This is a genomic window from Synechococcus sp. UW179A, assembly GCF_900473965.1.
Taxonomy (GTDB): domain Bacteria; phylum Cyanobacteriota; class Cyanobacteriia; order PCC-6307; family Cyanobiaceae; genus Synechococcus_C.
In genome coordinates, this window is sequence record NZ_UCNJ01000012.1 from 380,548 (window position 1) to 393,868 (window position 13,321).

Here is a 13,321-nt window from a genome sequence, read left to right on the forward strand (position 1 = left end):
TACAAAGGTGGGAAGAAATGGTTTACAAAAAGGAGGTAATAATTAAGTTTGGATTACTATTCTGCTGGAATTGCTGCTGTAGCATGTGCTTCCGCGTTCTGCGATTGTTTACTTGGAGCTGCACCGCATGATCCTGTTGAGCCTACCGAACCAATTGGACAACTTGCTGTTCCTGCAGTACTACTTGTTCCATTACTTGACGATCCGCCGGAAATAGAACTTAATTCCTCTTCACTGAGGATTTGTGCATCTGGCTTTCTAGGTAAAGGAATAATCACCGGCTCGTCGCCTGGTTGATAGAGCTGTGTCTCAACCATCTGAATGGATATATCATGCTCCTTCAATTCACTCACATCAAAGCCTCGCTCTGCAAATACCTCTACAGGATTTTCAATTAAACGAGAACGAAGAGCTGGATCGGTCCATGATTCATGCACCAGCTTTTCATACATCACCGTAAAGTCATTGGCAATTGATTCGTCAATGAATGAACTACTGAGATCGAGCTTTCCGCTCCTAAGGCCAAATACCATTTTACTAGAAATGTATTATTATTATACATAGCATAGACATCCAGGATCCTCTACGTCTTTTGCTTAATTTGTTTACAATTAGGCTCATTCTCGCCTCAAGAGGGTGTCTAAATATACATTCTTCAATCCAGATTGTTATATCAGGTCTTTTTGATATGAGCGAAGATCAACTAATGCTCATGATCGGTTAATTATCCCCTGAGTGATCCAGCTTATTTTGTCCAGGCAACTGCAACTTGCATATCCCACGGCTCCAGCTACAGGGAATAAGCAACATACCTTACCGGCAGATAAAGTTGCCCTGGGATGAGAGCTAAATGTTCCTCTCTCTGCCTTATAAAGGAATATTCGCTACAGATCATTTCTGTTGTGGTCAATGCTTTTTGGGCTTCGTGCAGTGGCTTCCAGCTGAACCTGAGGTGCTTGCTGAACCTGCTGGGCAGCCCATCGTTCCAGCGGTTCCTGCACAGGCAGCTGACGAACTCCCTTCTGATAAGGAGGATAATTGCTCTTCACTCAAAACGTCACTGGTCGGTTTTTGAGGAAGAGGAAGATGTAGCGTGTTGCTGTAATCTGTTTCATAAGCCACAAACTTAAATCCTTCTGTATCAAAACCATTTTCTTCCAAGACACCACTTAAATCAGATTTCAGGCGTTCTCTCAATTCTGGGTTTGACCAAGACTCTTCCACAAGCCTTTCATAGATGTGCATGAATTGTTTAGCACGATTTTCGTCGTAAGAGAGTTTGAAATGTCCTTGAGCAGCTCCAAAAATCATAATAAATACAAAGGTGGGAAGAAATGGTTTACAAAAGAGAGGTAATAATTAAGTTGGGATTACTCTGCGCATTCTGCTGCCGCTGTAGCCTTTGCTTCCATGCTCTGGTTTTGTGTACTTGGAGCCTTCCCGCATGATCCTGTTGAGCCTGCCGAAAAAATTGGACAACTTGCTGTTCCTGCAGTACTACTTGTTCCACTACATGATCCACCTGAAATTGAACTTAATTCCTCTTCACTGAGGATTTGGGCGTCTGGCTTTCTAGGTAAAGGAATAATCACCGGCTCGTCGCCTGGTTGATAGAGCTGTGTCTCAAACATCTGAATGGATATACCATGCTCCTTTAATTCACTCACATCAAAGCCTCGCTCTTCAAATACCTCTGCAGGATTTTCAATTAATCGAGAACGAAGAGCTGAATCGGTCCATGATTCATGCACCAGCTTTTCATACATCACCATAAAGTCATTAGAAATTGATTCGTCTATGAATGAACTACTGAGATCAAGCTTTCCGCTCCTAACGCCAAATACCATTTTACTAGAAACGTTTTCTTATCCATAGCATAAACAGGAAGGGTCCTCCAAATCCTTTTTTAATTTGTTTACAGTGAGGTTTATTCACGCATCAAACAAAGGTAGCTAAATATACATTAATAAATTCAGTTTGTTGTGTGAGGTCTTTTTGATATGAACGAAGATCAACTAATGCTCATGATCGGTGATTCATCCCCTGATTGATCCATATTATTTTGTCCAGGCAACTGCAACTTGCATATCCCACGGCTCCAGCTACAGGGAATAAGCAACATACCTTACCGGCAGAACCGGGAAACAAAGTTCGCGCTGGGATGAGCGCTAAATGCTCCTCTCTCTGCCTTATAAAGGAAAAATACGCTACACATCATTTCTGTTGAGGTCAATGCTTTTTGGGCTTCGTGCAGTGGCTTCCAGCTGAACCTGTGGTGCTTGCTGAACCCGCTGGACAACTTGCACTTCCAGCCGTACCTGCGGAACCTGAGCAGGAACCACCACCAGCAATTGCGGCTAGCTGTTCTTCGTTGAAATTCGCTAACGGTGGTTTTCTAGGCAAAGGCAGATGCACAACATGTCTTTCGTGAAGCTCAGTTTCATATGTCTCGAACTTTCGGCCTTCAGTATCAAAACCATTTTCATCCAAGACACAACTTAAATCAGATTTCAAGCGTTCTCTCAATTCTGGATTTGAGCCAGATTCTTCTACAATTTATAGATGTGCATGAATTGTTTACCACGACTTTCGTTGTAAGAGAGTTTGAAATGTCTTTGAGCAGCACCGAAAGTCATAATAAATAGATAGGGAGAAAGAAAATGCAAGAAAAAGATCGGTAATAACTAAATTTAAATCACTACTCCACACCCTCTAGTTTTGCTGCTACATGCATAATCGTGCTCTGCGTCTGCTTGGAAGGAGGAGCACCACATGACCCTGTTGAACTTGCCGAACCAAGCGGACAACTTGCAGTTGCTGCAGTACTTGTTGTACCGGTACTTGACGATCCGCCGGAAATAGAACTTAATTGCTCTTCACTGATAATTTGTGCGTCTGGCTTTCTAGGTAAGGGAATAATCACTGGCTCTTCTCCCCGCGCACAAAGCTGTGTCTCAAACATCTGAATGGAAATACCATGCTCCTTTAATTCACTGGTATCAAAGCCTCGTTCTGCCAATACTTCCTCGGGATTTTCAATCAATCGAGTGCGAAGCGCTGGATCGGACCATGTTTCTTGGACAAGTCTTTCATACATCAACATGAAATCATGAGCAACTGATTCATCTATGAATGAATTGCTCAGATCGAGTTTTCCATTCCTGACGCCGAATACCATTAATAATTAGGCTTCTGTATCTATGATAAACCCATAAGTGCCACTTAACGCCTAAGACAAATATATTATATTATGAAAAAAATGTGTTTATAAGTTTTATTGCCCCACGTTTCCCTTGTTCAGACCGGGCGTTGTTCTTCCACCACTACAATCGCTGCCGGCTGATCCTGCTGATCCTGCTGTACCGACGGGGCAACTGACCGTACCGGCAGAGGCGGCACTACTACTAGACGATGTTCCCCCTGAAAGGGACGCTAATTGTTCTTCACTTAGCTTATCTGACGACGGCTTCCTTGGAAGGGGCAAATGGACTATGTGCTGCTCTTCCCAAGGTGTTTCATAAGCTTCAATTGTTCGACCTTCGGTATCGAGTCCATGTTCTTGAAGTAAGCCTGTCAAATCACTCTTCATACGCTCCTTGAGTTCAGGATTTGTCCATGATTCCGCGACTAATTTTTCATAGACATGCATAAACTCTTCTGCCCTTTTTTTATCAAAAGGTAAATCGAAAGTTCCTGCTGCAGCTCCGAATGGCATAAGTAATCAGCAAATGAATGGTTTTTGAAAAAATGACTTATTAATACTGATGATCAATTTTTACCATCCCCTATCCCCCCCCCCTAGGTTAGGTTCCATGCTTTTTGTCACTCCGGGCGTCGTTCTTCCCCCAGCGCAACTGCTACCAGCTGATCCAGCTGATCCTGCTGTACATGCAGGACAACTCAACGTACTGGCAGACGCGGCACTACCACTAGTTGATGTACCGCCAGCAATAGCTGCTAACTCTTCCTCTGTAAGATTAGCCGAAGCAGGTTTATTGGGTAAAGGAATCTTGATTGATTCAGTTTCAGGATCAGATAAATCTGTCTCAACCATTCTAAATCTGAAACCATTTTCTTTCATCTCACTGGTATCAAATCCTCGCTCATTAAAGACTTCTTCTGGATTCTCTATTAGTCGAGCGCGAAGTTCTTGATCATCCCACGATTCTTTAACAAGCTTTTCATACATCAGCATGAATTCTTTAGCCGTTGCTCTTTTTTCAGTGGGATTTTCGTACAGATCATCTAATCTAATTTTACCGCTTCGAACCCCAAATGGCATAGTAGTCTAAGCAATTGCTTCATTATACAAAGAAGATCCAAAAATCTCCAATCTTTTTACTTTTTAAACAATTCATTGGAGAGCCTGGATATTACAAACATGCTTGATGTATCATATGATGACTTGAATCATGACTTCCGTAAGAAGAAAACTTTTAAATCTATCGTTAAAAAAAGCAAGGTATTAACCCTCGAACGATGAGTTTAAATAATCTGGTCATTCAAATTCAAATTTGACGTTACTTGGTAATTCATATCCAAGTTCTTTTAATGCTTCGTGCGGATGATCCCTAAGCATGTCTGCAAAGGACTCATCTGACCAAGCCACAGCAATCGCATGCTTGATAGCAAGCTGCGTATCTAAACTCAGTTTTTCAAAATTAATGCTGCTCATTCATGAAATCTACCAGCCTCATGCAAGCCATGTCTTAAATTATTATTTATTAATCAATAGCTTCTTTGTTGTCCAGGCATATAATATAGATTAATCTTACCTCCAAGGCTTGAATCTTTGTTCTTGCTTTTGCTATATTTATTGCACTTTTGATCACATAAAATTTATCTAAGGTCCTCCGATGTCAATCAGGAGTTTATTTTTAAGCCTTGCATCAATTTCCAGCCGTATTAAAGCATCCGATCTTTCTCTTCTCTCCCTATGCGTCAATAGTGAAGCCATCGGTAACAGTTTATTTCACCGAGACATTGATCTAAAGCTCGTTGAATCGCGGGAGTTTCAATTTTTCGCTGATCTATTGTCAACCACTTTTTTTTCTGAATTTCTTATTGATATCAATTCTCTCACCAACTATTTCGAATATCAAATTCATTCTGAATTGAAAAAATCATTTACTGAATTCCCTTCAATTCAAAGTTATCAATTTAATACTTTGAGGATCAGCACAAGTTTAGCGGAACAAAGCTATCATATCTTAAGAATTAATACTCAATTTCTCAAGGGAAACAGCCTCAATCAAGCATTTTTATATTGCTATCGCATCGCTGTAATTCTTTCCAACAAGATCCAAGAGTTACTTTTATTTTTAATCGACTTTGATGTTTGCAGAGATGAGATTCAAAAATTAATCAAGCCAACTGAGTTTTTGCTGTTTGATGGCCTTGGTGATCCACACAATAATGCTAGGTCGGTCTTGAAGTTGTCTTGTACGAAGACAAGGCAATTTATTTTTTATAAACCAAGATTTTATGATGGTGAAATTCTTTGGGATTCAATTTGTTCTTGTCTATCCCCGCCAGCTCACTATCAATCAACTCAAAGAACTCGTTTATTGGCATCAAATGGATTTTTTGAGGAAGGAGTTAGTTATTCGCAAGTAGCCAGAGATCGATGGCCATCACTTTATCAAAAATTTGGTTTCGAACTTTTTGTTGCCCATCTGAGTCGACATACCGATCTTTGGTTTGATAACTTAATCTGCACTTCTGAAGGTTTTGTTTTCATTGACCATGAAAATATCATGCAACCGATCTCGATATCTTCCTTCCGACTCCGTAATCAAAATGGTTCTGAAAGAGACATATCCTTAGATCCTGCTTTATCGGTGCTTATGACGATGGCATTGGCACAGCCTATGGCTATGTCATCGTCTTCCATTTTTCAAGATATGGGATGTTTAAGTTATCAGTCTAATTATCGCTGGCCACATCTGCTTAACGATGATTCTATGTGGAGTCATCCCGAACATCTTCCTGATGTAGAGGGTCAGTGTTTTCCTTTTGAGTTCATTGATTCCATTAAGCTTGGTTATACTCAAGCTCATAGTTTAATGATACAACATAAAGAAAATGTTGCCAATTTATTGCATACATTTAAGGGGCGAACTCGTGTGATTCGGAGATCCACCTTTGACTACTATGACATTCAAAGAAATCTTTTCTCCTTGCAAAACTGCCTCACAGGCCTTCAAAGATGGACATACTTGGTGAAGACGCTATCAGATCAAATACATACAACATCCTATGGCGACTTTTCCTGGGATGAAAATCTAGCACTCACCTCAGAAGTTATCCAATTAGATAACGGAGATATTCCATACTTTTATTCAGATTTAGATCAGTACAATCTTTTTGATTCTTCTATGAATGCCGTTGGCACGTTTAGTCTTGATATTGGTGAACATCTTAGAAACCTGAATTCTCCTGTTTATATTTCACATCAACTTGAGCTCCTATCGCTTAGCGCGTCTCTCCACGCATCTTTTTCCCCATCTCAATTACTGGTGTGTTCTGATAATCTTAAACATCAATCAAACCTCATCTATAAAGATAAATCACAGGACTTTGCTCTGACACTTTTTAATCGACTAACTAATTATTTGGATCAATTTGTTGATGGTTCAACAATGCATCCTGTTATTTTATACAATTTTCATGCCAACTGTTTATATATTTCAGAGCCTATTCCTTATAGTCTTTCTGGCATAGCCTCGTCAATGGATGCCTATTTGAGTCTTTTGCTTCTCCGTCCAGGATTTTTCCAACAATCTAATCTGAGTACGATATCAAGCGCATTTCACTCTTTAAAGTTATGGCTTGAGAAGACAAACTCTATAAGAACTGATTCCCTATCCAAATTATTATATTTGAATAACATAGATTTGTTGGCACATAAGCTTGGTTTTTGCATTGATTATATTGATCGAATTGATCAGTCAAAAATAGGGTCAGATGGTTGTCTGGATCAAGAAAACACTTTTAAGTTCACATCTGATTTATTTTTGCCCAACTTTTCTTTGCATGAGTTGTCTTTAAACATTAAATCATCAGATCCCAGGGATTCTCTGTCGACGGATAAAATCATCAGTCTTCGATATAAGACTTATCAAGCGCTTGTTGACCATGATATAGATGCTTTTGGGGTATTCATTCGTGATGAGTCGTTACAGCATTTGTTGGTTCCTTCCATCGTAGACAATTCCAATTCCTTGGCTGACTTGTCTATCTCTCAATTATTCGCATCGGCTTGTCGAGGTTTTGATTCCGGCTGGAAAGGCTGGATTAATTGTGGAATTTTCCTCGATTTGGCTCTGATTAAGCATCTGACACCCGTGCGTTGATGTAATTTCAGCAACAATATCTGCATGTTGTTCCTGTTCTTGTTGCTTATTCCTTCTAAACTTCAATTTCTCCCTCGTCTAGACATTAGTGGTTCGTTTTTTGGGTAGATTCCATATACTCTCGCTTGGATCTATCATTGCAGGGTTTTAAATCGATGAGTTATTGTTAAGATTGATCTTCGATTACCGGAAATTAAATCTATTGCATTTTTTCTGGTTAACCAAATCGCTGCCTGAACAACCTCTGCTGCCACAAAGCATCTGAAAGGGATAGCGGGAGCTTAATATTGCGCTGCTCAGTCCTTGATGATCATCCGATTCAATCGCTCGCGAGACCTGCAGAGATAAACTGCTGAATCACCTGGGAGCAGTCTTCCAGCTCAGGTCATCAGACGGATCATTGATGCGGTTGATACAGATCCATCGGTCTGTCCACACCAGTCATCAGGCCAGAAACAGCGATATCAGCCGCCGGCCACATTGAGCCTCGACCACTTGCTCACCAAATTTTCTCAGTTATTGCAATGAGTTTCAGCACTGCGGCACTGTTGAACTCAAACGGCTTCTTTCCTCCAAGCCTCGACAGAGATCAGGTTCGACAACGAATCTGGGAGTTGGAAACCGGAAAGGTCGGCTTCTACAGCGTAGGGCTTTATCCCGCTTCCCTTGCCTACAACTGCGCCATGCAGCAAAAGGATGAGGATAATCTGCTGCTGGCACCCCGACCTGAGCGTGAGCTGCTCGGTGCGTTCTCGCAGTCTGATTTAGACGGCATGGACCCCAAGCACGTTGCTGTCATGGAGCGGATGGGCAGCCATCAAGGTGAGGGAGGGCGTCAACCCAACACCCTGGCTGACTTGCTCAGGCGCTGCGAGTTGGTGGTGCTCAGCGCAAACAGCAACCACGTTGAGGAAGATCTGCTCGAAGCGATTGAACTGCGGGAGCAATTGGGTCGTCAACATGTGGTCCTGGCTTGTCTGGCCGGTTCGTTCAGTCATGACAACCTGGCCAACGAGTCGTATGTGCTGTGCGAGAAAGTCCCAAGCCTTGGCTTCTTCTCGGGTTTTCATCGCCATGGCGCCCTGCGCAATCCTCTCGACAGTTTCACGGCCAACTTTTGCCATCCCAACGCACTGACAGCGCTCTTAGGAGCCCGAATGCTGGATCGACTGTCACCAAACATCCAGGTCTCCGCGGGCGTTCACAACATCGAGGGGCAATACATCAAGGCAGCAAAAAACATGTCGTCGGTGTTTGCCGGCTTCGGGTACGCCTACCACCAAGACAACCCTGGTGTGCTACCAACCCTGCTGACGCTTTTGCTGGACCAGTGCCTGGATCAAGCAGCCACGGTTTCAATGGCCAGACGCAATCGCCAAAGGCTCTACAACCGCCAACCGTTTGAACTAACGGAGCTTGGCTACGGCGTGCAAAGAATCGAGGCGGCTCTTGTGCGCGGTGGAGACATGGAGAAGGTTCGAGATCACACCTTTGCGCAACTCACAGCCATGGTTGCTGATGTTCGCGGCAGCATGATGTTGCCAGTTTCTGGGACACCAACCCGTAATTTCCATGCGGGGCAGGTGTTGGCAGAGCACATGCGGATCGAAAAGCGCTGCCCGCAATCAATGGAAGAGCTTGAGAACTGGTGCGAACAGGCAGGTCTGCGCAAGGGAGGCCTGGAAGGCCTCAAGTCTCTGCGTTATTGGCCACAGATCGTACGCAAATATGCCATTCCCGTTCATGACGCATCGATGGTGAACCTGCTCTACATGGTCATCTATGGAAATTCCACAACCAAGGATGTGGCGTTTTCGGTAATGACCGAAAGCCGGGAGTTGTCGACTTATTGCCAGGAATCGGTACGACCCACCCACAGTCGGCGTTATGCAGAGGCAATTCAAAACCTCGATCAGCCAGAAGCGATGGATCTGCTTGTGAATGCTGTGATTGCCGATAACGCGCGCCGCTTGATACGAGATGACAACGGCATCGAAGAATCAGAAACAGCTGATGAACCACCGGCCTATCTCAAAGCCATGAACGTGATCGAAAACGCACTCTGAGTCTTAACTAACCAAACCTAGAAACTCAGTCTTGGTCGAGATCAATGATTGAATCGGCAATCGCTCGGTAGGGATCAGGGTCGCAACTCAGAAGCACCACCTGCAGACCCAGATCAACAGCCTGCCGGAGCATGCTCCCCACCGCTTCCAGTCGCAAGGGATCGCTGTTCGTAAAGGCGTCATCAAACAGCACAGGCAGACAGCCGTCATGGCCATCGCGCAGAGCCTCGGCAATGGCCAGGCGAACGGCGGCATTCAGTTGTTCCTTGAGTCCTCCGCTGAGTTGTGAAAACTCGAGGGTCTGACCTGAACGTTGAAGACGCAGATCCTTCAGACCATCGCTGGCATCAAAGCGGAGCTCAGAGCTGTCGCCGGGGTTCTGCAGAAATGGAGCAATGAAACGGTTGATGCTGGACTTGAGTGGTGATGAGTAGCGCCGTGAAAGATCGGCGCGTGCTTCCTGAAATCGTTTGAGAAGCAGCACGCGTGCCTCAACCAACTGGGTCTCCTGTTGTTCTGCCTGCTGGGCCACCTCCAGACGATTACAAGCTTCCTCCAGTTCTGCATGCAGTTCCCGGCTACCGAGACGTTCGCAGCGCTCCAGTAATGAGCCGCGTTCACGGCTCAGATCCGTACGCTGACGATTGAGCTTCAGCTCACGGGCATCCAATGCAGACAGTGATGTCTCAACGTCGGCGTCGACATTGAGGCCACAATCACGACTCAACACAAGCAGTTGGTCCTGCAATTGCTCACATTGATGAGACAGCTTCCTGAGATCGTCGGCGATTGTGTTGGCTGTGCCGTGCCGTGTCTCGATCTCGTGTTGCTGTTGAAGCTGCTGAGCATGCCGTGCCTCCTGACGCTCCAGTCGAATCTGCAGCTCCTGAAGCTGCTTGGTGTGTCCGTTCTGTTCACGTTCTCCACGATCACAATCGGAACGCAGACAGCGAACCTGTTCCTGCACTGATTGATAGGTCTTGCGGCAATTGTTCAAGGCCTGCTCGAGATCCTCCTCCGCGGCAAGGTCTGGCTCATCTTGATGTTGTTGCAATTCGGCGAGCTGCTGATCGAGTTGTTCAAGAGTTTCACCACCCTTCTGCTCGCCCCGGTGCTGCTCCATCAGCTGGCGAAGACGCGCTTCAAGAACAGCAAGCTGTTGTTGAAGCTCCTTACGTTTCTGCAACTGAGCCTCTGCAGCTTCAATGCTGCTAACGCCCCAGAGTTTGAGATTGTCCGCCAACAGGGCCTCACAACGTGTCTTGTCAGCCAAGAGTGTTGAGAGGCCAGTTCCCTCACCAGGACAAACCAGCAGAGTGACACCATCACCGACGTCAAGACGGAATGCACCCGTCCTTTGAGCAACATCACCTGGGCTGAGCTGTTCACCATCGAGCTGCACAGTCCTGTCTGAGGACTGCAATTCGATCCTTGATGCCATGCTCTGCAGACGAATGTCCAGCTCACGAAGCCGTAATTGCTGAGCCTGTAAGGCATCCAGAGCGTTGGCATCACGACCCGGCAGTTCCATCAGCTGCTCTTTGAGAGCAGATTGCTGATGTTCAAGATTGGCCCGTTGATCCCTTTGACGCCGAATGGTCTGGATGCGATGTTGAAGCCGTTCCTGATCCTGATGACGCCGGAGGGCAAGGCCACGCTCCTCAAGCACCTGACGTTTGCGCTCGAGTTGTTCATAAGCAGCTTTTTGATGAACGAGGTTTCTGGACAATGTTTGAGCAGATTCGTTCATGACAGAGAGCTCCTGTCGATGGGCCTTCATCGCTGTTTCCGCAGCCTGAATCTCCTGATGAAGACGACTCAGGACACTGAGTTGCTGTTGCCATTGGGTCTGCTGTAAACGCAGCGGAGCCAACTGTTGTTGAAGATCCTTCAGTGAAAGAAGCTTTCGACGCAGCTTCTGCACTTCTGGTGCTGCACACTCCAGCTGATCTAGAGCCTGCTCGTTCGCATCGAGCTCGATGCAGGCCGTTTCGTAGCTGAGCAGACGATCCTGTGCTTCAGCCTTGCGTTCAGAAGCCTGCTGCAGCTCCTGCCGACGTTTCCACAGTTCACTGTTCTGTTTCACCCCGCGACTGGTGAAACTGGAGGCCACAAGCTGTTCAAGTTGGTTGAAGACCTTTTGGTCGATCGGCGACTGCAGCGATTGCTCCGCCTGTCCCTCCAGAGCCGTGATCAATCCCTTGAGGTCATAGTGCTCGCCACTGAGTTCCAGCAGATTGCGACCGGCCAGTCCCTGCATCACCCAGAGATGTGCCCAACGGGTGGGAAGCACACGGTTCACCTGGCGACTGCCGATGATCTCCTCGACTCCAAGCAGAGCGGCCAGTTGATCCTCGGCATCTCCACCGAGCAAAACCTGCTGACCAGCTCGGCTGAGGCGGCAGGTTCCGCCGGCACCGCTGAAGCATTTCAACAACGACCAACGCTGCCCGCCGACATCGAAATCGATTTCCACCTGCGGATGGCCTGCATGTGTGGCAGATCTCAGATCACGAATGGCAGCTCCGGTGGCAGAGGCGCGCACAAACAGAGCCCGATGCATCGCGTCCACAAGCGAGCTTTTGCCGGATTCATTGGCACCACCGATCAGGGTCAGCCCTGGAGCGAAGGGAATCTCCAGAGCTCGATGACGGCGAAGGCTTTCCAACCGGCAGCGAATCAGGCGCATGAGTCGGTGGTCACTGGGTGCGTGGCAACTGGAACCGTTGCAAGTGAATCCCTGGCGCAAAGACGATGCAATTCGATCAGAGCCTGCTCAACCAGAGGATCAGCATTGCTCTGCAGCTCCTCCTGAAGACCAGCAGCGATCGTGCTGACCAGGGGGCTGTCCATCCGAAGCAGCAGCTCATCCCTCTCCTCGGCAGTTGGTTGACGGTGCAGCTTGCCTCGCAGACGCAGGTGAAGAAGCTGTTGACTGAGCAGCGCCAAACGGTCCTGCAGCTGGAGGTGTCCCTGGAGACCCAGTTGACCGTTGAGTTCAAGCCGCAACAGGTCGCGCCCCACGCGACTGCCAACAGACTCGGCAAGCTGTTGCTCCAAGCGGGCCAAATCGGCATCGCCGTTGAGCGTCATGGTGATCCGATGCCAGCGCATTCGACCGGTGGACTGGACCTTCACGATCGGCTGTTGACCTCTCTCCAGATCAACCAGCAGAACCTGTGACCTCAGGTCATCGGGCCCGCTCGGGAAGCGGTCGGGTTCCGGTGTGCCGCTGTACCAGGTTTTGCGATCGATCTCCATCAGCGCATGCCAGTCGCCGAGAGCGATGTAATCGATTTGATCCCGGGGAAGGGAATCGAGGCAAAGCTGATTCACCTGGGCTTCGCCACCGAAACCCTGCACCGAGCCATGGGCCAGAACAACACGGGGTTGCAGAGAATCGAGCTCAGTCCAGTTGAGCTGATCAAGCCAGAGAGACGGGCTGCGGCTCTCCCGCTGCCGAAGCAATGGGCATGGCAACAGAGTGATCCCAGCAACACTGACCGGTTCCTGCTTGAGCAGCAATCGGAGGTTGGCGGCACGCTGCCGCATCTGCCCGAGCAGATCTTCACGCCTCCAGATGCCACCGGCTCCGCCGTGATCATGATTGCCTGGTATCACAACCACAGGTGATGGGATCGATCCGATCGCTTCCAGCACCTCCATGACCATGTCAGCGGCCACAGTGCTCGAGTCGAACAAATCACCAGCAACCAGCACAACGTCCGCCTGTTGCTGACTGGCCTGCTCAGCAATTCTTAGAACCGCATCAACACGCTCCTGCTGCAAACGAGCCTGTTTCTGCGAGTTTTCGATCCAGCGATAGGGCTTGCCGATCTGCCAGTCAGCGGTGTGAAGGATTCGTGGCACCCGTGCCGTTCAGATATCGCTCACCATGCT

12 protein-coding genes are annotated in these 13,321 nt (G+C 46.9%); 2 read left to right on the forward strand and 10 right to left on the reverse strand.

Going from position 1 to position 13,321, the window contains the following annotated elements; all coding sequences use genetic code 11:
- Window positions 1-56: 56 nt before the first annotated feature.
- The 8 genes from DXY31_RS16390 to DXY31_RS16835 all read right to left on the reverse strand — a co-directional run bounded on the left by DXY31_RS16390 (window position 57) and on the right by DXY31_RS16835 (window position 4,675).
- Window positions 57-533, reverse strand: a complete 477-nt coding sequence (locus tag DXY31_RS16390) for a hypothetical protein (protein WP_137024919.1) — start codon at window positions 531-533, stop codon at window positions 57-59.
- Between the two features lie 373 nt (window positions 534-906).
- Window positions 907-1,311, reverse strand: a complete 405-nt coding sequence (locus DXY31_RS06515) for a thiocillin family RiPP (protein WP_114992951.1) — start codon at window positions 1,309-1,311, stop codon at window positions 907-909.
- Between the two features lie 59 nt (window positions 1,312-1,370).
- A complete protein-coding gene (locus tag DXY31_RS16395) occupies window positions 1,371-1,847 on the reverse strand; it encodes a hypothetical protein (RefSeq protein WP_137024920.1) in 477 nt (158 codons plus the stop codon).
- Window positions 1,848-2,229: 382 nt separating this feature from the next.
- Window positions 2,230-2,514 (reverse strand): thiocillin family RiPP, encoded by a 285-nt coding sequence (locus DXY31_RS06520; RefSeq protein WP_206749796.1) that lies wholly within the window; start codon window positions 2,512-2,514, stop codon window positions 2,230-2,232.
- Between the two features lie 184 nt (window positions 2,515-2,698).
- On the reverse strand, window positions 2,699-3,178 hold the full coding sequence (locus tag DXY31_RS16400) for a hypothetical protein (RefSeq protein ID WP_137024921.1): 480 nt from the start codon (window positions 3,176-3,178) through the stop codon (window positions 2,699-2,701).
- Window positions 3,179-3,274: 96 nt separating this feature from the next.
- On the reverse strand, window positions 3,275-3,715 hold the full coding sequence (locus DXY31_RS16405; RefSeq protein WP_137024922.1) for a hypothetical protein: 441 nt from the start codon (window positions 3,713-3,715) through the stop codon (window positions 3,275-3,277).
- A gap of 60 nt (window positions 3,716-3,775) precedes the next feature.
- Window positions 3,776-4,282, reverse strand: a complete 507-nt coding sequence (locus DXY31_RS16410) for a hypothetical protein (protein WP_137024923.1) — start codon at window positions 4,280-4,282, stop codon at window positions 3,776-3,778.
- 216 nt (window positions 4,283-4,498) lie between these two features.
- Window positions 4,499-4,675, reverse strand: a complete 177-nt coding sequence (locus DXY31_RS16835) for a hypothetical protein (RefSeq protein ID WP_170953583.1) — start codon at window positions 4,673-4,675, stop codon at window positions 4,499-4,501.
- Window positions 4,676-4,856: 181 nt separating this feature from the next.
- Here DXY31_RS16835 and DXY31_RS06525 point away from each other — a divergent pair, with 181 nt between their 5' ends.
- A complete protein-coding gene (locus DXY31_RS06525; RefSeq protein ID WP_114992952.1) occupies window positions 4,857-7,355 on the forward strand; it encodes a DUF4135 domain-containing protein in 2,499 nt (832 codons plus the stop codon).
- Between the two features lie 524 nt (window positions 7,356-7,879).
- Window positions 7,880-9,421: a hypothetical protein gene (locus DXY31_RS06530; RefSeq protein ID WP_114992953.1), complete on the forward strand. Its 1,542-nt coding sequence runs from the start codon at window positions 7,880-7,882 to the stop codon at window positions 9,419-9,421.
- 25 nt (window positions 9,422-9,446) lie between these two features.
- On the opposite strand, the gene DXY31_RS06535 is transcribed toward DXY31_RS06530, so the two are convergent.
- Both DXY31_RS06535 and DXY31_RS06540 read right to left on the reverse strand, forming a co-directional pair.
- Window positions 9,447-12,110 carry an AAA family ATPase gene (locus DXY31_RS06535; protein ID WP_114992954.1) on the reverse strand — a complete coding sequence of 888 codons (2,664 nt, stop codon included), beginning with the start codon at window positions 12,108-12,110 and terminating at the stop codon, window positions 9,447-9,449.
- A complete protein-coding gene (locus DXY31_RS06540; RefSeq protein WP_114992955.1) occupies window positions 12,101-13,291 on the reverse strand; it encodes a DNA repair exonuclease in 1,191 nt (396 codons plus the stop codon). The genes DXY31_RS06535 and DXY31_RS06540 overlap by 10 nt, the downstream gene beginning before the upstream one ends.
- Window positions 13,292-13,321 lie beyond the last annotated feature (30 nt).

Coding starts and splice junctions, on each gene's coding strand:
- DXY31_RS16390 (WP_137024919.1), bottom strand. CDS start 533: ATGGTATTTGGCCTTAGGAGCGGAAAGCTCGATCTCAGTAGTTCATTC.
- DXY31_RS06515 (WP_114992951.1), bottom strand. CDS start 1,311: ATGATTTTTGGAGCTGCTCAAGGACATTTCAAACTCTCTTACGACGAA.
- DXY31_RS16395 (WP_137024920.1), bottom strand. CDS start 1,847: ATGGTATTTGGCGTTAGGAGCGGAAAGCTTGATCTCAGTAGTTCATTC.
- DXY31_RS16400 (WP_137024921.1), bottom strand. CDS start 3,178: ATGGTATTCGGCGTCAGGAATGGAAAACTCGATCTGAGCAATTCATTC.
- DXY31_RS16405 (WP_137024922.1), bottom strand. CDS start 3,715: ATGCCATTCGGAGCTGCAGCAGGAACTTTCGATTTACCTTTTGATAAA.
- DXY31_RS16410 (WP_137024923.1), bottom strand. CDS start 4,282: ATGCCATTTGGGGTTCGAAGCGGTAAAATTAGATTAGATGATCTGTAC.
- DXY31_RS16835 (WP_170953583.1), bottom strand. CDS start 4,675: ATGAGCAGCATTAATTTTGAAAAACTGAGTTTAGATACGCAGCTTGCT.
- DXY31_RS06525 (WP_114992952.1), top strand. CDS start 4,857: ATGTCAATCAGGAGTTTATTTTTAAGCCTTGCATCAATTTCCAGCCGT.
- DXY31_RS06530 (WP_114992953.1), top strand. CDS start 7,880: ATGAGTTTCAGCACTGCGGCACTGTTGAACTCAAACGGCTTCTTTCCT.
- DXY31_RS06535 (WP_114992954.1), bottom strand. CDS start 12,110: ATGCGCCTGATTCGCTGCCGGTTGGAAAGCCTTCGCCGTCATCGAGCT.